The following is a 24,927-nucleotide window of genomic DNA, read 5'->3' as shown; positions in this document are numbered from 1 at the left end:
CTGGTCAATCTTGAAGATGTCAGGACAGGGTATGTGTTCAGCCCGCAGGCTGAATAAAAGCAGGCATGAGCCGTATACGAGGTCCGTACGTACGGTTCTGTGAGAGGGATGAGGCGGTAACGCCTCACCCTACTCGTTATGGGAAATTTATTCAAATAATTTGAACCTCAAAGCCAGTAAAGGTCGCTTTGATTTTCAGTTAAAGCGATTAGACTTGAGATTAATAATCATGCACAGTTGATTGCGTGGCTGGTTACGGCGGCGCAGGAGAAGCCATTCATGCAGAAATATTCAATTACAATGCGCCTTTTTCACTGGCTCACTGCCCTGCTGGTATTTGGCCTGTTTGGGGTGGGGTTATGGATGCGCAGCCTGGGTTATTACGATCCGCTTTATCAGGTATTGCCCTACTGGCATAAAAGCGTGGGCTTTTTGCTGGCCGGCCTGATAGTGCTGCGCCTGCTAAGCCGCTGGTTTAGTGCTCAGCCCGCGCCGCTGGCCAGCCACAAGGCCTGGGAGCAGCGGCTGGCTCATCTGATGCACTGGGTGCTGTATTTATTATTGTTCGGGCTGTTTATCAGTGGTTATCTGGTGGCCACCTCCGATAACAGGCCCGCTTCGCTTTTTGGCTGGTTTGATATTCCGGCCTTGTTTACTGCCTTTGAAAATCAGGAAGATGTAGCCGGGCTTATTCATGAAATCTGCGCCTGGTCGCTGATTGGCCTGGTGGCATTGCATGCCCTGGCGGCTCTTAAGCATCACTGGTTTGACCGCGACCAGACACTGAAACGCATGCTGTAAGCCTTTTCTCACACAGGAGAGATAACATGAAAAAAACACTGATTGCTTCCGCTTTGCTGGCCGTTTCTGCCTCACCGGCGTTTGCTGCTGCTGAAAGCTACACCGTTGATACGCAAGGCATGCATGCCTCGGTAAACTTTAAAATCAACCATCTGGGATACAGCTGGATTGTGGGCCGGTTTAATGATTTCAGTGGTAACTTCACCTTTGATGAAAGCAATGCCGCCAACAACAGCGTGGAGATGACGATAAAAACGGCCAGCATCGACACCAACCACGGTGAGCGGGATCGCCATATTCGCAGTGACGACTTTCTCGATGTGAGCAAGTTTCCGGAAGCCACCTTTAAAAGTACCAGCGTCACCAAAGACGATGATGACGAGGGTGAATATGTGGTGAAAGGGGATCTGACCCTGCACGGCGTAACCAAGCCGGTGGAATTTGAAATTGAGCAGGTAGGTGCCGGTGAAGATCCCTGGGGGGGCTTCCGTCGCGGCTTTGAAGGCGAGATGGAAATAAAACTGGCTGACTTCGGCATCGACTATGATTTGGGTCCGGCCGCTGCCACTGTTTATCTGGATATGCATCTGGAAGGCGTACGCCAGTAAATAAAACCCGCCTGTGTTATGCACACCGCCCGGTCCCAAAAGCCGGGCGGTTTTTCATTTGGGACTTAAATTTGCCACAATAAACATTTACTTACCCTAAACAGGATGTGCCATGACTCAGGTTGCCGCCCGCATCGGGCATCGCTTGCGCTTTATTCGGGAGCATGGAGTGGATTTTTCTCTCTTTGTATTCAAGCGCATGCAACAGGACCGGCTTAAAATTACTGCCGGTTATCTTACTTATATCAGTCTGTTGTCGCTGGTGCCCATGCTGGCGGTGGTGTTTGCCATGATGTCGGCCTTTCCCATGTTTGCCGAGCTGCGCGAGACCATTCAAAACTTTGTGTTCAGCAATTTTGTGCCGGCCGCCGGAGACGTGGTGCAAAAGAACATTCAGGGCTTTATCGACAATGCATCCAAAACCACTGCCATCGGTGTGGCGGCACTGGCAGTGACTGCCATGCTGCTGATCTCGGCCATTGATGAAAATTTCAACCATATCTGGCGGGTTTCCCAGAAACGACGCTGGTCGGTAGCCTTTTCCACCTATTGGATGATATTGACCCTGGGGCCCATTCTGGCCGGTGCCAGCCTAGCGGTCACCTCATACATTACTTCCATGCGCTTGTTTCAGGGTGACAGTTTCTTTGGTGTGGGAACCCTGTTGCTGAGTATGCTGCCGTTTCTGCTGTCTACCCTGATGTTTGTGGTGTTTTACATGGTGGTGCCCAACAAGCGGGTGCGCTTCAGCCATGCCATTGTGGGTGGTCTGGTGGCGGCCGTGCTGTTTGAAATTGCCAAGCGCGGTTTTGCTTTTTATATCACTCAGTTTCCGTCTTATCAGGCCATTTACGGTGCTCTGGCGACCATTCCCATTTTATTTGTATGGGTTTACTTCAGCTGGATGATAGCGCTGTTTGGTGCCGAGCTGACCGCCAGTCTGGGTGATTATGAACACAGCCACGGACTAAGCTTTGAGGATGATAAAGACGACGAGGGCTCTGACTGATGCGCACCCTGTATCCGGCAATTAATGCTAACCGGCAGTTTTGGCTGCCTGTATCCGATTTACACCAGATTTATGTGGAAGAAAGTGGTAATCCGCTGGGTATTCCCGTGGTATTGGTGCATGGCGGACCCGGGGCCGGTATCAGCCCGGAGCACAGACGCTTTTTTGATCCCGAGCGCTATCGCATTATTTTGTTTGATCAGCGAGGCTCCGGTCAGTCTGTGCCTCATGCGGAGCTTGCCGATAACAGCACGCAGGCGTTGCTGGCCGATATGGAGCAAATTCGTGTTCATCTTGGCATTGAGCGCTGGCTGGTGTTTGGCGGCTCCTGGGGCTCGACGCTGGCGCTGTGCTATGCCATTGAGCATTCGGGCAGAGTACTGGGGCTGGTGCTGAGAGGCTTGTTTCTGGGCCGGCAGCAGGATCTTGACTGGCTGTATCAGCCCGAAGGCGGTGCTGCCCAGCTGTTTCCCGACTATTACCGGGAGTTTCTGACGCCCCTTAACGGTAACGCAGAAGATCTGCTGCACCGTTACTATCAGCTGCTTACCAGTGATAATGAGCTGGCCCGGCTCAATGCTGCCCGGGCCTGGGCCATCTGGGAAGGGCGCATTTCTACTCTGCTGCCCCGGCACGATGCCGAAAGCCATTATGGTGAAGCGCACAGCGCCCTGGCACTGGCCCGGCTGGAGTGTCATTATTTTGTAAATCACTGTTTCTTTGAAGAAAACTACATTATTCGGCACATAAATAACGTGCGCGGCCTGCCCGCTGTTCTGGTGCACGGCCGTTACGACGCCATCTGCAAACCCGCCGCTGCCACCACACTTGCTGCCTGCTGGCCCGAACTTCACCTGCAAATTGTGCCCGGTGCCGGGCATTCGGCCTTTGAACCGGGTATTATGGACGCGCTTATCAAGGCCACCGATCACATGGCAAGGGAGTTGGCAGCAGTATGATTGCCCTGATTCAACGAGTAACAGACGCCTCGGTAACCGTGGCCGGCGAGCAAGTAGGTGCCATTGGCCCCGGCCTGCTGGTGCTGCTGGGGGTGGAGCGGGACGACGATAAGGTTAAAGCCGACAAGCTGCTGGCCAAGGTGCTGGGCTATCGCGTGTTTCCCGATGAAAATGGTAAAATGAATCTTAATGTACGTCAGGCGGGTGGCAGCCTGCTGGTGGTGTCTCAGTTTACTCTGGCCGCCGATACCAACAGTGGCTTGCGGCCCAGCTTTTCCCGCGGTGCGGCACCGGCAGACGCAGAGCACTGGTATGATTATTTTCTGATGGCCGCCCGGGATCAGGGCGTGGCGGTAGAAGCGGGCCGCTTTGCCGCCGATATGCAGGTAAGCCTGACTAACGACGGTCCCGTTACCTTTTGGCTGCAGGCATAAGCCTGCACGCTTCAGGGCGTATGCCCCACCCGGCATTCCTTACTTACGAATAACCACAACAGGAGCAGACCATGTATCGTGTGGTCACCCCGCAAACGGAAGCGGAACTGGAAGCCTATTATCAGCTGCGCTGGCAGCTGCTGCGTAAGCCCTGGCAACAGCCGAAGGGCTCGGAACGAGATGAATTTGACGAATATGCCCATCATCGCATGATGGTGGACGACACCGGCAAACTGGTGGCGGTGGGCCGCCTTTATGTAAGCGGCGATGAAGCTCAGATCCGCTTTATGGCGGTCATCCCGGAGTGCCGGGATCACGGTCTGGGCTCACGTATGGTGCAGGCTCTGGAACAGGTCGCCCGTCAGCAGGGAGTGCGCCGGCTGGTGATGAACGCCCGGGAAGAGGCGGTGGCGTTTTATACGCACTGCGGATTTACCGTGGTGGGGGAAGGTCCCATCAGCTTTGGCAAAATTCCGCACCGGCAGATGATCAAGGCACTCACGCCTATTCATGAGATAAGCCACAGACCAGAGCTGTGCGACGAGCTGCAGCGCCAGTGGCACAGGCGCATTCCCATCAGTGAAAAAATGGGCGTCAAGATTATTCAGTATACCGGCAGCAAGCTGAAAACCCTGGCTAATCTCACTGCCAATTTAAATATGCATGAGTCCATGTTTGCCGGCAGCATTTACAGTCAGTGTGTACTCAGTGGCTGGGGGCTTATCTGGCTGCAAATGCAGGAATACGGCCTCAGCGGCGACATAGTGCAGAGCAGTGGTGACATTAAATATCTGACGCCGGTGTGGGACGAGCCCACCGCCGAAGTGCAGGGCCGGCTGCGGGATCAACTGCAGCCTCTGGGCCGGGGCGAGCGGGTCAAGGTGGAGCTGTCCATTACTTTGTACAGCGGCGACACCCGGGCCGCCCTGTTTACCGGACGCTATGTGATATTGTCCCATTAGAATAAAATACACACTCCCTCGTTCTGCGTGGGAGTGTGGATATGGATACTGTTACCTGAATTTGAATATTTCGAGTTGTTTTACTTCCATAAAGCCACTTGGCTAAAATGGAGTATAAACAAAATATGCTCGGTATATTATAAAGGGTTAAGAAGGTGTCATTGTTACTGACCCAATTCCTTTGGTTTAATATATTTCACCTCTTAAGTTGTTGATATTCTTAGTTAAGTGGTAGGCTCTTCATTATGCCTAGAGGGCAAGGTCAGTAATAATGCCACATGATAAGCTGGATTAGGAAAAAAAGGGAGGATGCTTCCTCCCTTTAATTTAATAATGTTCTATTAGGAAATCACTTACTATCATATTGAATAGCTCGCTCTTTTCCATGTGTATATTGTGAGCGCACTGTGGTAATACGGCTATTTCAGCGTCCTTGATACCACGCCATAAAGCATAAGGTTGCTCCCAAACATATGTGCGGTCTTTATTTCCCCAGACTATCAATGTCTGAGCAAGAATCTGATCCAGTCTGTCAGTGGAACTCCAACTTTTCATGGCTTTCAGGCCATTGATATAAGTCTGTGTAGAAACTTTCTGAGCTAACTCCAGGCTGGGCTGGTAATTAGGGTCTGCAGTTTCTTGAAGGTACCAGCTTTTAACCGAGTAAGTAGCTGCTTCCTTTGTTCCTTGGTGTTTTACCTTTTCTTGGCTAACTTCAAGTGGTTCAAACCTGCCAGGTAAGTTACCTACGGGCCCTGTACCATAGAGTACCAGTCGTTGTACTCTATGGTTTACTTTTAGTGCCACTTCTTGGGCGATCATTCCACCCATAGAGTGCCCAATAAGGTGAAAATCACCCACATTCAGTACATCCAGTATTTCAATCACATAATCAGCAAAGTCAGAGATGCTGTCAAGGCCAGTTTTCTCTGTACTATCGCCATAACCAAGAAGATCCATGGCTATAACGTCAAAGTGCTTTTTCAGATACTCTATTTGCTCGCTCCAATAAGAGTAGCCACTTAAAAAACCATGAATCAGTACTAGTGTTGGGCCATTTCCAGTTCGGATGTAATTCATTGCTTATACCTATTTAATTGCATTGGGTAGCCAAGTGGCTATATCTGGTAGCATTACCATCATACCAAGAAGAGCGATAAGTGCGCCGATGAATGGTAAGCACCCTATAATCACATCGCCGATAGTTACTTCTTTTCTGGCCAAGGCTTGAATTACATACAAGTTTAGCCCGACTGGTGGAGTAAGTACTGCTATCTCCATGGTGATGGTATAGATGACACCAAACCAAATCAGATCAAATCCAGCGGCTGACACCAATGGGTATAGTGTTGGTAATGTGATGAATGTCATTGATACTGGCTCTAGGAACATGCCAAGTATGACATAGAACACTATGATTGCAGCCAGAATCACATAAGGAGATAATTCCATCGCTGTAAATAGTGCTGTAAATTGCTGCGGTACCCTATAATAAGTCATTACAAAACCGAAAAGCACACCAGCTGACAAGAGCAGCCCAAGATACCCCATCGTTTTCATGGTTGCTCGAATTGCTTCTACAAAACCATCCCAGCGTAAACCGCCAACAGAAAATGCCATTATTATGGTGGCCACACAGGAAATTCCTGCTGCTTCTGTTGGTGTTGCAATGCCTGTGTAAATAGAGACGGTAATAATTAAACCAATGATAACAACTGGTAGTACGGCACTTAATGCAAGCCCCCAAGGGATTGGGTTACTATTGTCTCGCTCAGGAACTTCTTTGGGCTGCAGCCAGCCCCAGACACTGACAATAAGAATAAAAAGAGAAACCAGTATAACACCAGGTATAACTCCGGCAATAAACAAGTCACCTATAGACTGGTCGGTTACAATGCCGTAAAACAGCAAGATCAGGCTGGGGGGAATCAGAACGCTGAGTGTGCCACCCGCTGCCAAAACCCCACTGGACAGGCGCTTTCCATAACCCAGCTTAAGCATTTCAGGCAAGGCTACGCCACCTATGGTGAGTGAGCCAACCATACTTGAGCCGCATACTGCACCAAAGCCAGCACAGGCACCAATGCTACCATAAGCAGCAGAGCCGCGGACTGGAACTTTACTGTGCATGAACCAGTAAAGATTCGGGCCTATTGCCGACCTTCCTATCAGCTCCCCCAATAAAACAAACAAGGGTACCGCCAACAGAATGTAATCAACCCAGACTCCCCAAAGCTTGAGTTCAGCAGTGATCAGTGAAGTAGATAAGGACTGAATGTTAAGCAAAAAAGGTAAAGAAGCTGCAGCCAACGCAAATGGAATTGGAAGGCCAATAGATATAAAAAGGATTAATAGGCCAAGTAAGCCCAGGCCAACAACATACCATTCCATTATACTTCCTCCAGCTCTGTGTAATTTCTATCAAGAGGGTGCTGATAATTCAACAAGAGGACAAGTGCCAACAAGGTGAAAACAAAAAGTGAAATAGCCACGGGGATCCAGAAGTAGAATCTTGGCCAAAGTAAAATCTCAGATGCAGCGCCTGAATGAAAAGCCCGTACAGCAGCTTCGCCGGATGCAATGCTGAAAAATAATCCGGTTAAGGTCATAATTAAAAGGTTTACCCTGTCAATGACAGCCTGGACTTTTTTTGGCAGTATATCACGTAGTAAAGTCACCTTTGGATACGCATCCTTACTAAGTGCATACGCAAGTCCAAAAAATGCAACAGGTACTAACATGAGGGCTGTTGCTTCAGTGACCATACCATCCGGGTTATCCATTACATAGCGCATGAACACACCGTAAGTGATCCAGGATGCCTGAATGAAAACAACAAGACCTCCGGAGTAAAGCAGAATGTTTGCTATTTTCTCCAAGATTCTCGTCACCTTTGATAGCGTTAAAGTCAATGCCTGTTGCATTTTGACATCTCCGTCCCTAAGTAAAGCTATGTAAATTTATTTGGCATGTTTGGCAAACAATTCACGAATGTCATTTGCTAAATCTTCACCACATGCTTCATTCACTTCATTATCCCATGAAGATTGAACGCTATTAATTAGTTCGTGTCTCTTTTCTTGAGAGATGGTGAAAGCAGAACCATTACCTTTCATAACGGCATTACCAACCCGTTGATCAATCCAGTCTTCATAGCGTGGTTTGAGCCAGGTCTCAGCCTCTTGCGCTGCTTCAAGGAGGGCGGTTTGGTTAGTTTCACTCAGAGAGTCAAACTTGTTCTTGTTCATCATATAAATGATATTGGCATAGAACAAGTTGGCATTAACCATGCTTGGCATGACGCTCCACAGTTTCCATGAGCTATAGGTTGCTACACCCATGTTTATACCATCAACAACGCCTCTCTCAGCTGACTGAAAAACTTCATTGGGTGATACAAAAACAGGCTTCCCACCCCAGGCTTCGATCATGCTGCTGACCAAAGGACCAATAGAGCGAACCATTTTTCCATCCAGGTTCCCGAGATCACTAACAGGCTCCTTAAACCACCATTCCTGATCATAAGAGTAGTTTGAGTTAATTAGCGGCATTAACCCAACTTTTTCTGCTTCAGCCCTAATTAAGTTGGAGTACTCTTTATCCAGCTCAATTTGATTTTCAAGGCTCACAGCGACGGGATATAAAGAGGTCACCCGATAACATGCAAGTCGTTTGTCGGAGGGGATCCAGCTGATATCAGACAACCCACCTTGTACCGCATCAACGCCCTCGCTCCAGCCATGTAATGTAGATGAAGGGAATATTTGTATATCTAAATCACCATTAGATTTTTCAGTGGCCAGCTCGGCAAACTTTTCAAAACCCTGATAACGAATGTCAGTCTCGTTAACATAAGTGGAAATGCGGATGGTTTCCTTGGCCTGTGCTGCCCCCATGGTCAGAGAAAGAGCAATAGATATACCAAGAGCAGTACGTAGCAGTTTATTTTTTTTCATTTTATTCTCCATGTTTAAAATGTCATTTTCTGTATTTTCATTAGGCTAAAATGTAAAAAATTTTTTAATACCTACTTAGTGTTGTTCCCTCTGGTAATGCATTATTGATATTTCTTTTGTTCGTATACCGGAAAGTTCCACGTGATATCAGAAAAGTACTTACGCAGGCGCCAGTCACAGGCACGGGCGTGGCCTTCCATGCCCTCTGCACGGGAGATGCGGGAACCGGCGGCGCTGAACACCAGGTTGGCCTCTTCGCTCAGTTCCTGATAGGTCAGCACCTTCATGAACTTCTGCACGTTCAGGCCACCGCTGTAGCGGGCCGCCTTCTTGGTGGGCAGAATGTGGTTGGTGCCGGAGCACTTGTCGCCGTGGGAGACGGTGCTGCCTTCACCCAGGAACAGGGAGCCGTAGTTGTTGAGGTTGGCCTTCCACCATTCCAGATCGTCCGCTAGCACCTGCAGGTGCTCACAGGCCCACTCGTCGCTGATTTTGGCGACTTCTTCCCGGTTGTCGCCGAGGATCACCACACCGTGATCGCGCCAGGCCGCTTCGCACACATCGGCATTGGGCATGTCGGCAATCACATGGGGCATGATCTCCAGTACCTTCTCGCCCAGCTCGCGGCTGTCGGTAAACAGCCAGACCGGGGAGTTGGGACCGTGCTCGGCCTGGGACACCAGGTCAACGGCAATGGTCATGGGATCGGCATTCTTGTCGGCGATAATGGCCGACTCGGTCGGGCCGGCAAACACATCGATACCCACTTCGCCGAACAGCATGCGCTTGGCTTCGGCCACGTAGGCGTTGCCCGGACCCACCAGAATGTCGGCAGGGCGGCCGGTAAACAGACCATAGGCCATGGTGGCCACGGCGTGTACGCCGCCCATTTCCAGGATCATATCAGCACCGGCCACATGCATGGCATAGGCCACGGCCGGGTTGATGCTGTCGCCCCGGGGCGGTGAACAGGCCACGATAAAGGGTACGCCGGCGGCCTTGGCGGTGGCCACGCTCATCAGCGCAGAGGTGGCGTGGGCATAACGGCCACCGGGTACGTAACAGCCGGCACACTGCACCGGCAGTACCTGCTGACCCAGGCGTACGCCTTCTTCGGTTTCAATTTCAAAGGAGGTCAGGCTGTCACGCTGGGCTTCGGCAAAGCGCTTGATCTGGCGATGGGCAAAGTCAATATCGTCCTTGACCTGCTGGGGCACCTGATCGATCAGGGCCTGCTTTTTCTGCTCGGTCAGCACGAAATCGCCCTGCCAGTTATCAAACTGTCTGGCGTATTCACGCACCGCGGTTTCACCGTTGCGGCGAATATTGGCCAGCATGTCCTTGACTACGCCCTGAATGCATTCATCTCTCAGTACGACGTCACTGTTTGCCGCTGCCTCTTTGAGATATTCCATGGTATATCACCTGTTAAAAAGACGAGCCAACTGGCTGACAACAGAGTTCGTTGGTTATGAGCGGCCATAGTGTGGCCGCCCGAATCAATCAGTAGTATTTGGCAAAACCAAAGGCATCACGGTAGCCGAACAGCGCCTGTGCGCCGCCGGTGTGCAGGAACACCACGTTTTCACCTTTCTTGAAGTGGCCCTTGCGGATCAGGTCGATCAGGCCGGCGCCACCTTTGCCGGAGTAAACCGGGTCCAGCAGAATGCCTTCGTGACGGGCAAACAGCTCAATGGCTTCCAGGGTGCTGGGAGCGGGAATGCCGTAGCCTTCACCCACGTAGTCACAGTTGGCGACCACGTCTTCGCGCTTGACCGCACCGGGAATGCCCAGCTTCTCGGCGGTGCGCTCGGCCAAACGGAACACGTTGGCTTCCTGCTGTTCGCGGGGAACACGAACGCCGATGCCCAGTACCGGAATGCGGCTGTTACTGCCGGACAGACCGGTGACCAGACCGGCCTGGGTGCCGGCGGAACCGGTGGCGTGCACTACGTGGTCAATGCGCAGGCTGGCGTCGTTGGCTTGGCCCAGCAGTTCCAGGGCGCAGTTTACATAACCCAGGGCGCCGATTTCGTTGGAGCCGCCACCGGGCACGATATAGGGCTTCTTGCCGGCCGCTTTCAGTTCGCTGGCCAGTTCTTCCATGGCCGCGTTCATGTCGGTGCCGCCCGGGTACTTGCGCAGCATGCCGCCGAACAGCTGGTCGAGCATGACGTTGCCGTTGTAGTTGTAATCGGCGTCTTCGGAACCGGTACGGTCTTCCAGCAGAATGTGGCATTCCATGCCCAGCTTGGTGGCAATGGCCACGGTCTGACGGGCATGGTTGGACTGGGTGGCACCCTGAGTGATGATGGTATCGGCACCCTGTTCCAGGGCATCGGCCATCAGGAACTCGAGTTTGCGGGTCTTGTTGCCGCCACCGGCGAGACCGGTACAATCGTCACGCTTGATCCACAGGTTCGGACCATCCAGCAGTTTGGTCAGTTGATGCATCGGCTCCAGCGGGGTGGCCAGATGAGCAAAGTGCAGACGGGGATAACGAGCTAGATGCATTTTAACATTCCTCTTCGTTTTGAACATGTGCGATACATTTGGTTAACAACTGCATGGTGGAATAATCACCGTTCCACGACCAATGCTATATTGGCTTCGCTCCTGGTTACTTTTGGGCATAGGGCCAAAATGAGACAGTAAGGGATTGTTTTTAATGGAATTAAAATGGCTGAAGGACTTTGTGGCTCTGAATGAACACGGCAGTTTTTCCAAGGCGGCCGAGGCCCGTTTTGTGACCCAGCCCGCATTCAGCCGGCGGATTCGTTCGCTGGAAAACTGGCTGGGAGTGGCGCTGGTAGACCGGGAAAAATATCCCACTACCCTTACATCCAGGGGGTTGGCCTTTGTGGAAGAAGCTAAACGGATGATCCACGACACCTACCGGGTGCGTACGCGGCTACAGGGACAGGAGATTCAGAAGAGCCTAGTATTTTTTGCTCAGCATTCACCGGCAGTGTCGTTTTTTCCTCACTGGATTCGCACCCTGGAGCCCCTGGTGGGCAATACCCTGGTCAAGCTCAGTACCGGCAACCTGCACGATCTGACCGAGTCCTTTATGGCGGGCATGGGGGATTTTCTGCTGAGCTTTTCTTCCGCCGGCGACATGGGACAGCTGTCACGCAATGACACCACCTGCATTCAGGTGGGGACCGACAGGTTGGTGCCGGTATCGGCACTGACGCCTGAAGGCACGCCGGTGTTTTCGGTGAACGGCAAAACCCCGCTTAAATTGTTGGCCTATCCAGACGACTCCTATCTGGGCGGGCTGGTGAAAGAACTCTGCCTGAACCAACTGCCGCCGGACTTTCAATACACCATAGTGTGTGAAAACGCCCTGGCGGAGGGGCTCAAAGCCATGGCCTTGCAGGGATATGGCGTGGCCTGGCTGCCCTATGGACTGATCCAGAATGAACTGGCCCAGGGCCAGTTAACCCTGTTGCATGAAGGCTTTCATACTGTGGATCTACGCATTTTGCTGTATCGCTTTCGGCACACGGTCAAGCCGGAAGTAGATATGTTCTGGCAGTACCTGGTCGAGCTGTACAACCTTAGTTATACCGAGCAGTTTCCTGTGGTGCGGCCAACGGTGTAAAGGGCGCTCAGGGTGCCGCCGGCAGTGCCCGCACTGCCTCAATCAGCTTGCCGGGCAGGCCGGCGGCCGGGTAGGGCACAGCGCCCGAATACCAGGGCTGGCAGGGCTCGGCCAGTGTCGGCTGGTGCAGGCGCAGTTTGGGTGCCTGCCAGTCTTCGGTTAACTGAATGGCCAGCTCCCGGCAACCGGCATCGTTAATCACCCCCAGATTGAGCTTGAGCTGGCCGCCGGCGCTGATGCTGCCGCGCAGGGCCAGCAAATGGCGCACGCTCTGCAGAGCGCTGCCGTTCAGCTGCCAGCGGCCAGCCTGAACCGGCCCCTGTAAGTCGAGCCGGTAGATAAAGCCGTCATGTTGCATTAAATCCAGTCCGGCCAGGGCCGCATCCACCTGTTTGGGCCGAGGGTAGTCTTCTGCCAGCCGGTTGCGCAGCCAGTGATCCAGTCCCGCCTGCTCCACAAAAATATCCCGGCCGTCCAGCGCCAGCTTTCCCTGCCAGCTGTCGGCGTTACCAGGCTCACCGGTGAGCCTGACATTAACGGTAAGATCACCGGCAAAGCCTCTGTCGGCCCGCAGCCAGTTGCTGAGATGGCGCAGCTGCCAGTCTTTGCCTGCAAGCTCAAGCTCTGTGCTGTGAGGCGGGTAAAGCCCCATGCTGCCGTTCATTGTCAGCTGACCGTCGAGCCAGTTGCCATTGAGGTTATCCAGCAGCCATTGCTCGTCGGTAAGACGAGCGCTGAACTCAGTATTGCGGCCGATCAGGCTGTTCCAGACCAGCTCGGTCACACTGCCTTCAATTCGGGCCTGAGTGCTGAGTGGCCGCCATAATCCTGCCGACCAGGCCAGATCCGTGATAAACACATCGCCGTTATAAACAGACAGCGGCAGCTCGTTGTCCAGCGACAGCAGCTCTGTACTGGTGAGGTTGAGCTTATGAATACGCACATCCGGCACCGGCCAGTGTATATCAGGCTGCCATACCAGCTTGGTGTTGCTCAGTCGCAGCTCGTCTACGTCGAGCCTGCCCTGATCCGCATACCAGCCTAGTTCAGCCTCAATATTGCCTTCCCAGGCGTTGCCTGCCAGTGTGATGCTCTGACGCTCTTTGTCTCCCAGCCACTGCAGTGTATGGCTGTCCAGGCGCAGCCAGTCGAGGGTGGCTTCACTGGCCTGCCATTGTCCCCGGCCTTGTGGCAGCCCGGAACCTGTCCATTCCAGGTCTCTGATCTCGCCTCTGATGCCGTTAACAACAAGCGAAGGTGTGGTCAGACTGACGTTATCGAGTCCGGCCCGGGTGAGTTGCAGGGTCCAGCCTTCGGCCAGGGTGACATCCGGATTGACCGGCAGCTTTACCTGACTGAACCGGGGTCTGTTCAGACGCAGCTCGCGGCTGACCGGATCCAGCACCAGACTGCCACTGAGCAGGCCGCCAAACAGCCGGCTGCGCATATCATCCAGCTCCAGCCGGCCCTGGCGTAACTGGCCGGTAAAGCCAAATCCGGCCAGCTCCAGGGCGGGATGAGACAGCTGGCGCAGATTGCCGCTGACATCGGCATCGGCCCACCATTGCCACTGGCCGTTTTGCCGGGGTTGCCAGTTGCTGACGCTCAGCCGAATACCGCCGGCTTCCCAGCCGTTGCCGGCGAGGCTGAGGTTGCGGGTATTCAGTTCATGAATATAAACATTGGCCAGATTGGCGGGCAGTTCGGGGGGCCGGGTCTGCTCAAGGTTGAGCCTGCCGTCGATAATATCGAGAATGGCGATCTCGGTGCGTCCGGCCAGCGGTGCCAGCTGCTCCAGCTCCAGATAAACCTGGCGGGCGCTGAACCAGTCTCCGAGCCGCACGTCTTCTGCCAGCAGTTTGTAGGGTGACAGCGGATTGAATTCCAGCCGGCCAATACTCACATCCAGCTCGGTATTCTCGTTCAGCCAGGTAAGCACCGGCTTTTTCAGCTGATTCACATCCAGCAGGTTCAGCAGCAACCAGCCGCCGAGCAACAGCACCAGCAGCCCCGTCAAACCTCTTCTGGCCAGTTTTTTCATGCACTTATCCTTTTAAAACCCGCTGCTTGTATCATACATAGGCAGGACTTCGCCGGAAACTGATTTACTTTTAGTCTTCAGGCTACTCAGGAGCTGCATAAGGAGGGTGCGGGGTGTCTGCTTCACGACCGATCAAATGCCATGGATGGCATTTGCCGAGCGCTACATGGAGGTACTTGAAGCGTGTCGTGAAGTAGTGCGCCGTGCCCGACGGATCTGCACGCCGATGCAGATGACATACGGCATGCAATATTGTTTTCTCAAACCTTACCGTAGTGATCCCGAGTGCCGAGCCAGCGGCGGATCAATGGCTGCACGCAGTCGGGGTGGCGGTCGGCCAGATAGCGGGCCAGCCGTTGTACTTCCGGCAGCAGCGCCTGATCCCGCACCAGATCGGCAATTTTCAGATCTGCCAGCCCGGTCTGGCGGGTGCCGAGCAACTCGCCCGGGCCGCGAATTTCCAAGTCCTTCTGGGCGATGATGAAGCCGTCGTTGGTATCGCGCAGCACCCCCAGCCGCTGAGTGGCGGTCTTTGACAGGGGAGCGTGATAGAGCAGCACACAATGAGAAGCGGTGGCCCCCCGGCCCACCCGGCCGCGCAGCTGATGCAGCTGAGCCAGCCCCAGACGTTCGGGGTTTTCAATGATCATCAGCGACGCATTGGGCACATCCACCCCCACTTCAATGACGGTGGTGGCCACCAGCAGGTCCAGTTTGCCTTCCTTGAAATCGGCCATCACTGCCTGCTTTTCTGCGGCTTTCATGCGGCCGTGCACCAGCCCTACCTTCAGCTCCTGCAGCCGTTCCGACAGGGCGGCGGCGGTGTCTTCCGCCGCCTGGCATTCCAGTATGTCCGACTCGTCAATCAGGGTGCACACCCAGTAGGCCTGGCGGCCCTGTTCACGGCACACCTGGCGCACTCGTTCAATCACTTCATCGCGCCGGGTGTCGGGAATGGCAACCGTGGTCACCGGCGTCCGGCCCGGGGGCAGCTCGTCAATGATGGAGGTGTCGAGATCGGCGTAGGCGGTCATGGCCAGAGTGCGGGGAATGGGAGTGGCGGTCATGATCAGCTGGTGCGGATAGTGCTCGCCCTGAGTGCCTTTTTCCCGCAGGGCCAGCCGCTGGTGCACGCCAAAGCGGTGCTGCTCGTCGATAATCACCAGCTCAAGGGCGTTAAACTGCACCTGTTCCTGAAACAGCGCATGGGTGCCCACTATCATGGCCAGCTCGCCACTGGCCAGTTTTTCCAGTTGCTCGGTGCGGGCCTTGCCTTTTACCTTGCCCGCCAGCCAGCCTACTTTTATACCCATGGGAGCCAGCCAGGCGGCAAAGTTGGCGGCGTGTTGCTCTGCCAGCAGCTCGGTGGGTGCCATCAGCGCCACTTGCCCCTGGTTGCCGATCACCTGCAGCGCCGCCAGTGCCGCCACCAGGGTTTTGCCCGAGCCCACATCCCCCTGCACCAGCCGCATCATGGGCACGTTTTTATTCAGATCGGCACCAATTTCCGCTACTACCCGCTGCTGAGCACCGGTGGGAGAAAACGGCAGCCGGGCCAGAAAGTCATTCACCAGCGCCTCGGCGGCGGGCAGTGCCCGGGCCAGATGGGTCTGACCCTGTTCGCGCACCTGCAGCACCGACAGGTTATGGGCCAGCAGCTCTTCCATGACCAGTCGCTGCTGGGCCGGATGCTGGCCGCGCTCCAGCTGATCCAGCGCCACGTCCGGGGGTGGCCGGTGCAGCAGGCGCACGGCATCGTTCAGGGGAATTTGCTGATGATAGAGGCCCTCAGGCAGCAGCTCGGGCAGCGGAGTTTGCGCCAGCAGCGCCAGCGCCTGATCGGTGAGCTGGCGCAGGCTGATCTGGCGCAGCCCTTCGGTGGTGCCATAAACGGGGGTCAGGCTGGCTTCTGCGCTGACCGGATTATCGCCCTGTAGCAGAGTATATTCCGGATGAATGATTTCCAGGCCGTGATGACCGGGGCGAATTTCGCCAAAGGCGCGCAGCCGGGTGCCGGCGGTGAGGCTGTTTTTCTGGGCGGCGGCAAAGTTGAAAAAGCGCAGGGTAAGGGTGCCGCTGTGGTCCCGCAACCGGCACAGCAGCATGCGTTTGCGGCCATAGCTGATGTGGCTGTCGACCACCTCGCCCACCACAGACACATGCATGCCGGGCCTGAGTTCGGCCACCGGACAGATTTGGGTGCGGTCTTCATAGCGCAGCGGCAGATGAAACAGCAGATCCTGCACCGTTTCCAGCCCCAGCCGGTGCAGTTTTTCCTGCATTTTGTCGCCTACGCCCTTGAGCAGGTTAAGGGGCATTTTGTCCGGTCTCATGGCGGCCCTTCACTGTAAATATGTACAGAGAATAGCAACAAGAGCTGGAAGCTGGAAGCGCGAAGCTGACCAGAGCGGCTTCCAGCTTCCGGCTTCAGGCTTTCAGCTTCAGAGTAGGCGTTTCAGTAACACATTGGCCTGAGTGCGCTGCACCCGCTTCAGCAGGCGCTGCACCGGCTCGGGATAGTCACTGAGCTGCTCGATTTCGGTGAAGTGAGTCAGGCGGCGGCAGTGCTGCAGAATATTGGCCTTTTCTTCCTCAAAAACTGACCGCAGCTTGTGCTCCGGATCCTGCAGCAGCAGGCCGTTTTCCAGATCCAGACCCCAGGCTCGGGGGTTGAGGTTGTTGCCGGTGATCATGGCCAGATCGTCGTCCACAAACAGCCCCTTGAGGTGATAGGAGTTGTGGTCGTGGTGCCACAGCATAATGTTGAGCCGGCCCTTGTAAATAAAGGTCTGGTTGGCCCGGGCAAAGCGGCGCAGGTTGGCTTCATACAGGTAGGGCAGGCCGCCTATGGTGCGGAACGGCTGGTCCGGCGGAATATAAAAATCGTTGGCGGTTTTGTCACCGATCACCAGAGTGATTTCCCGGCCTTTTTTCAGCTGGGCACGAATGTCCCGGGCCAGGGATTTGGGCAGATTAAAATAGGGTGTGCAGATAAACAGCCGCTGCTGCGTGCTTCTTACCAGCAGCCGAATGGCCTTGTTCAGTTTGTTGCCCCGTTTGCCCAGGCCGGCCAGCGGCGTGACCGCTACCTCGCCGCTCTGGCGGGATTTATCATCAAACTGATACTGGCCCCGGCGCAGTTGCTGACGAAACTGCCGTATGGACTGGCGCAGCTGACGGGCAGTGGGAATGTCCGCCCTGTTCAGCGCCGGCACCGCCGGGTTGTGGGCAAACAGCCGGTCTACGTAGCCGAGCATGGTGTCGGCAAGGCTGGCATCGGTAATTTCGTGGTAGCGGTCAAAACGATAGCGGCCGTTCTGGTGCAGATAAATATCGTTAATGCTGGCACCGGAATAAAGCAGGGTATCGTCAAACACAAAGCCTTTCAGGTGCAGCACACCCAGCAGCTCCCGGCCCTTGACCGGCACACCATAAATGGCGATGGGGTGTTCATAGCGCTCGGCAAACTCCTGATACATGCAGTGATTGCCGCCCTGACCTTTGTGGCCAATCAGACCACGCTGGGCCCGGTGAAAGTCCACATAAAGGCGCACGTCCAGCGCCGGATTGGCCTGTTTGGCGTCATGCAGGGCGGTGAGAATTTCCCGGCCGGCGTCGTCGTCCTGCAGATAGAGGGCCACCAGACAGATGCGGGTTTTGGCGGTGGCAATCAGCGCCAGCAGCCGGGATTTAAAATCGGCGGCGGAGTGCAGCACCCGCACCTGATCGGCATTCACCGACAGAGCAGGCAAACGCTGAAGCAGACTTCGGTAGTAGTTGGCTAGTCGCATAATGAACCTGATTAATAACATTGCCGTTTAAGACCATACTCAAACGACAAGATTCGGTGCAGTTTACCGAATTAAGGCAAAGGGCAGCAAATCACTGCGGGGAGCAGGGAGAAAGGTAGGTTGGTGATGAGCGCAGCGAATCCCAACAAAGGCGTTGCCACATTACATGTTGGGACTCGTCCCAACCTACCCCTCCAGCTTTAAAGCGGGCGTGTCGCCTGCTCGAGCCAGGTGAGGTCTTCGCCTTCCAGTTGCGGGCTGATCTTTTCCCAGACAGTGGCGTGGTAGTCGTTAAGCCATTCAATATGCCTGGCGTCCAGCCAGTTGCTGTCGATCAGCCGGCGGTCAAAGGGCACCCAGGTGAGATTTTCAAACTCAAATACCGGAATATCGCCGGAGGTGTCGGCGGGTTGTACTACTTCGAGGTTTTCACAGCGAATGCCAAAGGCGTTTTCCCGGTAATAGCCGGGCTCGTTAGACACTATCATGCCGGTGGTCAGCGGAACTGTGCTGCCCTTGGGTGAAATGCGCTGAGGACCTTCGTGTACGCTGAGGTAATGGCCCACGCCATGGCCGGTGCCGTGATCGAAGTTGTAGCCCTGCTGCCACAGCGGCATGCGCGCCAGGGCGTCGAGCTGCAGGCCGCCGGTGCCGGCGGGAAAGCGGGCTGAGGCCAGATCAATATGGCCGCGCAGCACCAGGGTAAACAGTTTGCGCATCTCGTCATCAGGCTCGCCTACCGCTACGGTGCGGGTAATGTCGGTGGTGCCGTCCAGATACTGGCCGCCGGAGTCCACCAGATAGATAGCGTCCTGACCCAGCTTTCGCGGCGTGCCGTTGTCATGATGGTAGTGGCACATGGCGGCGTTGGGTCCCAGTGCCGAAATGGTGCTGAAGCTGGGCTCGACAAAATCGGCATGCTCGGCCCGCAGCGCCAGCAATTTGTCGGCCAGGGTGCCTTCGTCTTCGCGCTCGGGAGCGGGCTGCTCAAGGCGGCGATCCAACCAGGCCAGAAAGCGGCACACGGCCACGCCGTCGCGCAGGTGAGCGGCACGGCTGCCCTGTACTTCCACCGGGTTTTTGCAGGCCTTGGGCAGCATGCAGGGATCATCCGCAAACACGATTTTGGCACCGGCCTGCTCCAGCACCAGGCTGCTCCAGGCGTTGGCGGTGGCCGGGTCCAGCTGCACCCGGGCACCCTTGTTGCCCAGCTCGGTCAGTGCCTGTTCCAGGGCGTTAAAGGGCGCCAGGGTCACGTTATGGCCGCAGTGGGCGGTCAGATCCAGGCCTTCAAACTTGGCGGGCTCGGCAAACAATTGCACGCTGCCGTCCTTATGCAGCAGGGCAAAGCTTAACACCGCCGGCAGGCAGGGAATATCCCGGCCGCGAATATTGAGCAGCCAGTTAATGGGCTCGGCCTGAGTGAGTAATTGCGCGTCGATATTGCCGGCCGCCAGCTGTTCGGCAATGCGGTTGCGCTTGGCTTCGCTGTGCTGGCCGCTGTATTCCTGGCTCAGCAACAGGGCCGGGTTAATTGTCGGCTCGGGCCTGTTGTGCCAGTGGCGGTCTACGGGGTTGTGCTTCACTGGCACCAGCTGCAGGCCGCGGGCGGCCAGTTTCTGTTGGGCGGCATCAAACCAGCTCCGGCTGTGCAGACGCGGATCAAAGCCCACACGAGCACCGGTATTCAGCTCGCTCAGCACATAGTCGAGCAACGGCTGCTCAATCAGGTGACGATATTCAAACAGGCTGGCATCGCACTGATGGCGCACCTGCACCGTATAGCGGCCATCCACAAACACCGCCGCCTTGCGGGCCAGCACCACGGCAGCGCCGGCAGATCCGGTAAAGCCGGTCAGCCAGTCCAGCCGCTCGGCATAGGGAGGAATATATTCACCCAGGTGCTCGTCGTCGTGGGGCACAATAAAGGCATCCAGCTGCTGTTGCTGCAGGTCGTGGCGAACACTGGCAAGGCGTTGGGCATGAGTCATTATGGTTCCTTAACGGGTCTTGAGCAGATGTTTAATGGAGTGACCGGCGGATTCAATATGCTGGCGCAGCAGGGCGGCGGCCTCAAATTTTCGCCCCTGCCGGCACAGACTCAGCAGCTGAGTATGTTCCCGCTCGGCGGTCATAATGCCTTGCCGGGAGTGCAGCAGCTCCAGCTGAATGTAGCGGTCGCAACTAAGGTTAATTTGATCTACCAGCGCCAGGGTGCGCGGCCGGTTAGCCGGGCCGTAAAGTGTGGTATGAAAGCGGCGGTTCAGCTCACTCCAGCGTTCAATCTGATCGCCGGTTTCCAGAATATGATCAAATTCGGCCAGAATGGTATCGGCCTGACTCAGCTGTTCTTCAGTGAGGTGATCAAAGGCCTGAAACAACAAGTCGCTTTCCAGCATGGCACGCAGATAGAACAGCTCGTCAATCGCCTCGGCATCAAGCTCGGTCACCACGGCACCGCGGTGAGCCTCAAACTTGACCAGGCCCTGGGCTTCCAGTTGCATCAGCGCTTCGCGCACCGGAACCCGGCTTACATTCAGCTCCTGAGCCAGGGTGTCCTGGCGCAAAGGAGCGCCGGCTTTGAACTCGCCTTTGAGAATGCGCGCCCGAAGCGTTTCTACCACCGATTGGGTAAGCGTTTTATAGGGAGCTCGGCTCATGAAAAATCGTATACGTTTTTGGTATCAGTCACTCTACTCTGCCTCTGTATGGTTGGCAAACCGGCGGCGGGGTTGCCATTGCTGAATAAGCAATGCCGTGACTATCATCACCAAACCAACCAGAGTGGCAGGGTAAATTTGTTCGCCCACCAGCAGCCACAGCAGCAGCAAAGATGCAAAGGGCGAGATAAAGATCAGATTTGAGATACGGGCAGTATTTTCCGCATAACGCAGGGCCAGCAGCCACATCACAAAGGCAAAGCCCATTTCAAACAAGCCTACATAAATGGCTCCCACCCAGCCCTGCCAGGCGGTAAGTGAAAAATCCGACAGCCAGGCGGTGGCCAGCACAATCACCGGCAGCCCCAGTAAAAAACTCAGGGTAAGTGTGACCAGCGGCTCGGCCTGGTTGCGGGTATTCAGTATCCAGTAGCCGGCCCACAGCAGGGTAGAAGTCAGTGCCAGCGCCACCCCCTGCGGGCTGTCAAAGTCCAGGCTGAGCAAATCGCCTTTGGTGGCGATGACCATGGCACCCAGGTAGCCGAGCAGGATGGCGATCCAGTCCTGGCGGCGAATGGTCTGCCCCAGAAAGGGCACCGCCAGCAGTGTAAGGGTAATGGCCCAAGTGTAGTTGAGGGTCTGGGCTTGCTGGGCCGGTAATAGATCATAGGCCTGAAACAGCACCAGATAATACAGCGCCGGATTGATCAGCCCCAGCAGGGCGTAGTAACCGGGATTCTGTTTAAAGGTGCGGCCCAGCAGATGCAGTTTGCCCTGGCGCACCAGCAGTCCCAGCAGTAACAACAGTGAGCTGAGGGTGGCCACCAGCAGCAGCTGGGCCGGTTCAAAGTAACCCAGCGACAGTTTGAAGGCGCTGGCCACGGTAGACCAGCAGGCCACCGCGCCCAGCCCGTATAAATAGGCTTTTTTCTGATTTTTCATCTCTTTGCCTGTCTTGTTACAGCATTGCTCAATAAAAAGGGCTGCGTGATGCAGCCCTTGGTTTATTTGAATCAGCTTACTGTTCCGGCAATGCCTTGGGTGCCTGAGTTTCGTCAAACTCCGGCAGCGGCTGATGCCGTGATGCCAGGAAGGTGTAGATCACCGGCAGCACGAACAGGGTGAACAGTGTACCTATGCTCAGGCCGGACACAATGACGATGCCCATGCCAAAGCGGGAGAAGGCACCGGCACCGGTGGCAAACAGCAGCGGAATCAGGCCCGCCACCATGGCGGCAGTGGTCATCAAAATGGCGCGCAGACGAATGCGGGCCGCCACCCGAATGGCCTCGGTCCGGCTTCTGCCACGATGCAGCTGCTCTTCCTTGGCTACTTCACACATCAGAATGCCGTGCTTGGTGATGATGCCCACCAGGGTAATAAGCCCCACCTGAGTGTATATGTTCATGGTGGCCAGACCCCAGGCCAGCGCCACCAGAGCGCCGGAAATGGCCAGCGGCACAGACACCATGATCACCAGCGGATCGCGCACACTTTCAAACTGGGAGGCCAGCACCAGAAAGATGATGAACAGCGCCAGCAGGAAGGTCATATACAGCGCATTGCCCTCGGTCACGAACTGGCGGGCAGCGCCCAGATAGTCGTGGTTATAACCGTTGGGCAGTTCGGCGGTGACGTCCTGCTCCAGAAAACCAATGGCATCACCCATGCTTACTCCGGGCGTGAGTACGGCACCAATGGTGGCCGAGTTCAGCTGGTTATAGTGGGGCAGGGCGCGGGGCTGAGCTTCCATGGTAATGGATACCAGGTTGGCCAGGGGCACCATGTCGCCGTTATGGGCGCGCACGTAATAGTCCTTGATGGAGTCCGGATTAAGCCGGTCGGCCCGGGCTACCTGAGGGATCACCTCATAGCTGCGGCCGTCCAGATCCACCCGGTTCACATAACCGTCACTCATCATGGTAGACAGGGTCAGGGCAATGTCCTGCATGGTCACGCCATAGGCACCGGCCTTGTCTCTGTTAACCTTGATTTTCATGGTGCCCGAGTCAAAGGCCAGGTCCAGCTCGCTGTAGACGAACAGCGGGCTCTGGCTGACTTTTTTCAGCACCTCGGCGGCGACTTCATACAGGCTTTCAAAGTTGTTGGGGGTGGTCAGCACATATTGCACCGGCAAACCGCTGGACGCACCGGGCAGCTCGGGGAACTCAAAGGCACTGATGGCCACCGCCGGAATGGCCTGCAACGGTGGCGTCAGCCGCTCAATCACCGCTTTTTGCGCATCCCGCTGACTCCAGGGTTTGAGTACGGCGACTGCCAGGCCCTGGTTGGCGTTGGGCACGCCGGCAATGGTCAGGGAAGTGGACAGAGCATCGTCATTATTGAGCACTTTCACCGCTTCACGCATATTATTTTCGATGTAATCGAGGTTGGCGGTGTTGGGTGCCTTGGCCATCATCAGAAAGGCGCCCTTGTCTTCGCTCGGCGCCAGCTCGCTGGGAATAAAGCTGAACAGCACCGGCATGGAGCCAAACACCAGCAGGGCAAAGGCGATGACCACCGGGCGTTTGGCCAGCACCGCATCCAGCATACGGCTGTAGCGGTTGGTCATGCGATCCAGGGTATTCTCCACGCCCCGCTCAAAGCGGTTGGGGTTGTCGTGGGGCTTGAGCAGCTTGGAACACATCATGGGCGACAGGGTCAGTGCCACTATGCCGGAGATAAATACGGCCCCCGCCAGAGTAAGCGCAAACTCCTTGAACAGCGAGCCGGTAATGCCGCTCATCAGCGCAATGGGTGCGTATACCGCCGCCAGGGTGATGGTCATGGTGATCACCGGCACCGCAATTTCCCGGGTGCCGAGAATAGCGGCCCGATAGGGGGACTCTCCGGCCTTGATGTGGCGGTCGACGTTTTCCACCACCACAATGGCATCATCCACCACCAGGCCGATGGCAAGTACCATGGCCAGCAGGGTCATCAGGTTAATACTGAAGCCAAAGGCGCTCATCAGAATGGCCACGCCTATCAGCGACAGCGGTATGGTAATAATGGGGATCAGTACGGCGCGCAGTGAGCCCAGGAACAGAGTGATCACCACAACCACGATCAATGAGGCTTCGAGAATGGTTTTTACTACCTCAAAAATGGACTCGTTGATGGCATCGGTAGCATCGTAGAGCAGTTCCATCTTGATGGTGTCGGGCATATTGCGTTCGAGATCCGGCAGCATGTTACGCACGTTTTCAGCCACGCTCAGCGGGTTGGCCGACGGCGTCGGATCCACACCTATGATCACCGCCGACTGACCATCAGCCAGGGCGCGTACCACATCATGACTCTTTTCCAGCGACACATTAGCCACATCGCGCAGGCGCACCACGGCATCGTCCCGGGTTGCTACCACCAGTGACTCCAGCTCCTCGGCAGTTTCTATCTGAGTATTGATGTCGCTGTTATAGAGCATGTAATAGCCGGTAGACTGGCCGGCGGCTGCCTGGTAGTTGTTGGCCTGCAGCACCGACAGCACCTCGGCAGCGGTCAGCTGCTGAGCCGCCAGGCGCAGGGGATCAATCCAGATGCGCAGAGCAAACTTGGCACCACCAAACAGGTTGATCTTGGCAACGCCATCCACCGAATAAAACTGTGGCCGCACTACCCGCTCCAGATAGTCATTGATCTGGGGCGAGTTAAGCTGCTCACTGCTGAACGCAATGTACATGATGGAGGTGGAGGCTCCCGTGGTCATCTCCAGGCTGGGATCTTCCGCTTCCCGGGGCAGCTGTGAGCGCACCGAATTGACCCTGGCCAGTATATCGGACAGCGCCGCGTTGGAATCGGTGTTCAGCTTCATCTGTACGGTAATAACAGACTTGCCGTTACTGCTCGACGACGACATAAAGTCGATGTTGTCGGCCTGGGCAATGGCCTGCTCCAGAGGCTGAGTGATAAACCCCTGTATCAGATCAGCACTGGCACCGTAATAGCCGGTGTTCACGGTAATGACGGTGTTGGTCATTTCCGGATATTCTCGCACCTGCATGTTCTGCAGGGACTGCAGCCCCAGCAGCACGATCAGCAGGCTGATCGAGACGGCCAGTACCGGCCGTTTTATGAAGATATCGGTAAAACGCATGGA

The 24,927-nt window shown here is 55.4% G+C and carries 20 protein-coding genes; 7 read left to right on the top strand and 13 right to left on the bottom strand.

The genetic code is table 11. From position 1 onward, the window contains the following. Positions 1–279 precede the first annotated feature (279 nt). The 6 genes from R0I78_RS13460 to R0I78_RS13435 all read left to right on the top strand — a co-directional run bounded on the left by R0I78_RS13460 (position 280) and on the right by R0I78_RS13435 (position 4,773). Positions 280–801, top strand: a complete 522-nt coding sequence (locus R0I78_RS13460; RefSeq protein ID WP_317075691.1) for a cytochrome b — start codon at positions 280–282, stop codon at positions 799–801. A 26-nt stretch (positions 802–827) separates the two neighbouring features. Beyond that, entirely contained in the window at positions 828–1,409 is a 582-nt protein-coding gene (locus R0I78_RS13455; RefSeq protein WP_317075690.1) for a YceI family protein, read from the top strand. A gap of 112 nt (positions 1,410–1,521) precedes the next feature. Beyond that, entirely contained in the window at positions 1,522–2,418 is an 897-nt protein-coding gene (locus tag R0I78_RS13450) for a virulence factor BrkB family protein (protein WP_317075689.1), read from the top strand. Further along, complete coding sequence (gene pip / locus R0I78_RS13445; protein WP_317075688.1) at positions 2,418–3,377, top strand: prolyl aminopeptidase; 960 nt, start codon at positions 2,418–2,420, stop codon at positions 3,375–3,377. The genes R0I78_RS13450 and pip overlap by 1 nt, the downstream gene beginning before the upstream one ends. Further along, positions 3,374–3,811 carry a D-aminoacyl-tRNA deacylase gene (gene dtd, locus R0I78_RS13440; protein WP_317075687.1) on the top strand — a complete coding sequence of 146 codons (438 nt, stop codon included), beginning with the start codon at positions 3,374–3,376 and terminating at the stop codon, positions 3,809–3,811. The genes pip and dtd overlap by 4 nt, the downstream gene beginning before the upstream one ends. Before the next feature lie 71 nt (positions 3,812–3,882). After that, positions 3,883–4,773, top strand: coding sequence for a bifunctional GNAT family N-acetyltransferase/hotdog fold thioesterase (locus R0I78_RS13435; RefSeq protein ID WP_317075686.1), 891 nt, complete (start codon positions 3,883–3,885; stop codon positions 4,771–4,773). A gap of 327 nt (positions 4,774–5,100) precedes the next feature. On the opposite strand, the gene R0I78_RS13430 is transcribed toward R0I78_RS13435, so the two are convergent. From R0I78_RS13430 to R0I78_RS13405, 6 genes are all read right to left on the bottom strand, one after another. Further along, complete coding sequence (locus tag R0I78_RS13430; protein WP_317075685.1) at positions 5,101–5,853, bottom strand: alpha/beta hydrolase; 753 nt, start codon at positions 5,851–5,853, stop codon at positions 5,101–5,103. 9 nt (positions 5,854–5,862) lie between these two features. After that, complete coding sequence (locus R0I78_RS13425; RefSeq protein WP_165660849.1) at positions 5,863–7,164, bottom strand: TRAP transporter large permease; 1,302 nt, start codon at positions 7,162–7,164, stop codon at positions 5,863–5,865. Further along, entirely contained in the window at positions 7,164–7,697 is a 534-nt protein-coding gene (locus tag R0I78_RS13420; protein ID WP_165660848.1) for a TRAP transporter small permease, read from the bottom strand. The genes R0I78_RS13425 and R0I78_RS13420 overlap by 1 nt, the downstream gene beginning before the upstream one ends. A gap of 36 nt (positions 7,698–7,733) precedes the next feature. After that, positions 7,734–8,729: a TRAP transporter substrate-binding protein DctP gene (gene dctP / locus R0I78_RS13415; protein ID WP_206063499.1), complete on the bottom strand. Its 996-nt coding sequence runs from the start codon at positions 8,727–8,729 to the stop codon at positions 7,734–7,736. A gap of 101 nt (positions 8,730–8,830) precedes the next feature. Beyond that, a complete protein-coding gene (gene hisD / locus R0I78_RS13410) occupies positions 8,831–10,144 on the bottom strand; it encodes a histidinol dehydrogenase (RefSeq protein WP_317075684.1) in 1,314 nt (437 codons plus the stop codon). Between the two features lie 88 nt (positions 10,145–10,232). Further along, positions 10,233–11,243 (bottom strand): D-cysteine desulfhydrase, encoded by a 1,011-nt coding sequence (locus R0I78_RS13405; RefSeq protein WP_317075683.1) that lies wholly within the window; start codon positions 11,241–11,243, stop codon positions 10,233–10,235. Positions 11,244–11,397: 154 nt separating this feature from the next. Here R0I78_RS13405 and R0I78_RS13400 point away from each other — a divergent pair, with 154 nt between their 5' ends. Continuing rightward, entirely contained in the window at positions 11,398–12,336 is a 939-nt protein-coding gene (locus tag R0I78_RS13400; protein ID WP_317075682.1) for a LysR family transcriptional regulator, read from the top strand. Positions 12,337–12,343: 7 nt separating this feature from the next. Here the strand turns inward: R0I78_RS13400 and R0I78_RS13395 are convergent, their stop codons facing one another. From R0I78_RS13395 to R0I78_RS13365, 7 genes are all read right to left on the bottom strand, one after another. Further along, positions 12,344–14,377, bottom strand: coding sequence for a hypothetical protein (locus R0I78_RS13395; RefSeq protein WP_317075681.1), 2,034 nt, complete (start codon positions 14,375–14,377; stop codon positions 12,344–12,346). Between the two features lie 260 nt (positions 14,378–14,637). Then, on the bottom strand, positions 14,638–16,710 hold the full coding sequence (gene recG, locus R0I78_RS13390; RefSeq protein WP_317075680.1) for an ATP-dependent DNA helicase RecG: 2,073 nt from the start codon (positions 16,708–16,710) through the stop codon (positions 14,638–14,640). 108 nt (positions 16,711–16,818) lie between these two features. Next, positions 16,819–18,168, bottom strand: coding sequence for a CDP-diacylglycerol--serine O-phosphatidyltransferase (gene pssA, locus R0I78_RS13385; RefSeq protein ID WP_317075679.1), 1,350 nt, complete (start codon positions 18,166–18,168; stop codon positions 16,819–16,821). A gap of 200 nt (positions 18,169–18,368) precedes the next feature. Then, a complete protein-coding gene (locus R0I78_RS13380; protein WP_317075678.1) occupies positions 18,369–20,159 on the bottom strand; it encodes an aminopeptidase P family protein in 1,791 nt (596 codons plus the stop codon). Positions 20,160–20,168: 9 nt separating this feature from the next. Beyond that, positions 20,169–20,828, bottom strand: coding sequence for a GntR family transcriptional regulator (locus R0I78_RS13375; protein ID WP_317075677.1), 660 nt, complete (start codon positions 20,826–20,828; stop codon positions 20,169–20,171). Positions 20,829–20,861: 33 nt separating this feature from the next. Beyond that, a complete protein-coding gene (locus R0I78_RS13370; RefSeq protein ID WP_317075676.1) occupies positions 20,862–21,770 on the bottom strand; it encodes a DMT family transporter in 909 nt (302 codons plus the stop codon). A gap of 76 nt (positions 21,771–21,846) precedes the next feature. Further along, a complete protein-coding gene (locus R0I78_RS13365) occupies positions 21,847–24,924 on the bottom strand; it encodes a multidrug efflux RND transporter permease subunit (protein WP_317075675.1) in 3,078 nt (1,025 codons plus the stop codon). Positions 24,925–24,927 lie beyond the last annotated feature (3 nt).

Origin of the sequence: Oceanimonas sp. CAM02 (assembly GCF_032842915.1) — a bacterium.
GTDB classification, from domain to species: Bacteria; Pseudomonadota; Gammaproteobacteria; order Enterobacterales; family Aeromonadaceae; genus Oceanimonas; species Oceanimonas smirnovii.
Note: the sequence above shows the minus strand (reverse complement) of the source record. Positions and strands in the feature narration are given on the sequence as shown.

Excerpts from the sequence above, each read along its gene's own strand:
- R0I78_RS13460 (WP_317075691.1), top strand. The coding sequence starts at position 280 with ATGCAGAAATATTCAATTACAATGCGCCTTTTTCACTGGCTCACTGCC.
- R0I78_RS13455 (WP_317075690.1), top strand. The coding sequence starts at position 828 with ATGAAAAAAACACTGATTGCTTCCGCTTTGCTGGCCGTTTCTGCCTCA.
- R0I78_RS13450 (WP_317075689.1), top strand. The coding sequence starts at position 1,522 with ATGACTCAGGTTGCCGCCCGCATCGGGCATCGCTTGCGCTTTATTCGG.
- pip (WP_317075688.1), top strand. The coding sequence starts at position 2,418 with ATGCGCACCCTGTATCCGGCAATTAATGCTAACCGGCAGTTTTGGCTG.
- dtd (WP_317075687.1), top strand. The coding sequence starts at position 3,374 with ATGATTGCCCTGATTCAACGAGTAACAGACGCCTCGGTAACCGTGGCC.
- R0I78_RS13435 (WP_317075686.1), top strand. The coding sequence starts at position 3,883 with ATGTATCGTGTGGTCACCCCGCAAACGGAAGCGGAACTGGAAGCCTAT.
- R0I78_RS13430 (WP_317075685.1), bottom strand. The coding sequence starts at position 5,853 with ATGAATTACATCCGAACTGGAAATGGCCCAACACTAGTACTGATTCAT.
- R0I78_RS13425 (WP_165660849.1), bottom strand. The coding sequence starts at position 7,164 with ATGGAATGGTATGTTGTTGGCCTGGGCTTACTTGGCCTATTAATCCTT.
- R0I78_RS13420 (WP_165660848.1), bottom strand. The coding sequence starts at position 7,697 with ATGCAACAGGCATTGACTTTAACGCTATCAAAGGTGACGAGAATCTTG.
- dctP (WP_206063499.1), bottom strand. The coding sequence starts at position 8,729 with ATGAAAAAAAATAAACTGCTACGTACTGCTCTTGGTATATCTATTGCT.
- hisD (WP_317075684.1), bottom strand. The coding sequence starts at position 10,144 with ATGGAATATCTCAAAGAGGCAGCGGCAAACAGTGACGTCGTACTGAGA.
- R0I78_RS13405 (WP_317075683.1), bottom strand. The coding sequence starts at position 11,243 with ATGCATCTAGCTCGTTATCCCCGTCTGCACTTTGCTCATCTGGCCACC.
- R0I78_RS13400 (WP_317075682.1), top strand. The coding sequence starts at position 11,398 with ATGGAATTAAAATGGCTGAAGGACTTTGTGGCTCTGAATGAACACGGC.
- R0I78_RS13395 (WP_317075681.1), bottom strand. The coding sequence starts at position 14,377 with ATGAAAAAACTGGCCAGAAGAGGTTTGACGGGGCTGCTGGTGCTGTTG.
- recG (WP_317075680.1), bottom strand. The coding sequence starts at position 16,710 with ATGAGACCGGACAAAATGCCCCTTAACCTGCTCAAGGGCGTAGGCGAC.
- pssA (WP_317075679.1), bottom strand. The coding sequence starts at position 18,168 with ATGCGACTAGCCAACTACTACCGAAGTCTGCTTCAGCGTTTGCCTGCT.
- R0I78_RS13380 (WP_317075678.1), bottom strand. The coding sequence starts at position 20,159 with ATGACTCATGCCCAACGCCTTGCCAGTGTTCGCCACGACCTGCAGCAA.
- R0I78_RS13375 (WP_317075677.1), bottom strand. The coding sequence starts at position 20,828 with ATGAGCCGAGCTCCCTATAAAACGCTTACCCAATCGGTGGTAGAAACG.
- R0I78_RS13370 (WP_317075676.1), bottom strand. The coding sequence starts at position 21,770 with ATGAAAAATCAGAAAAAAGCCTATTTATACGGGCTGGGCGCGGTGGCC.
- R0I78_RS13365 (WP_317075675.1), bottom strand. The coding sequence starts at position 24,924 with ATGCGTTTTACCGATATCTTCATAAAACGGCCGGTACTGGCCGTCTCG.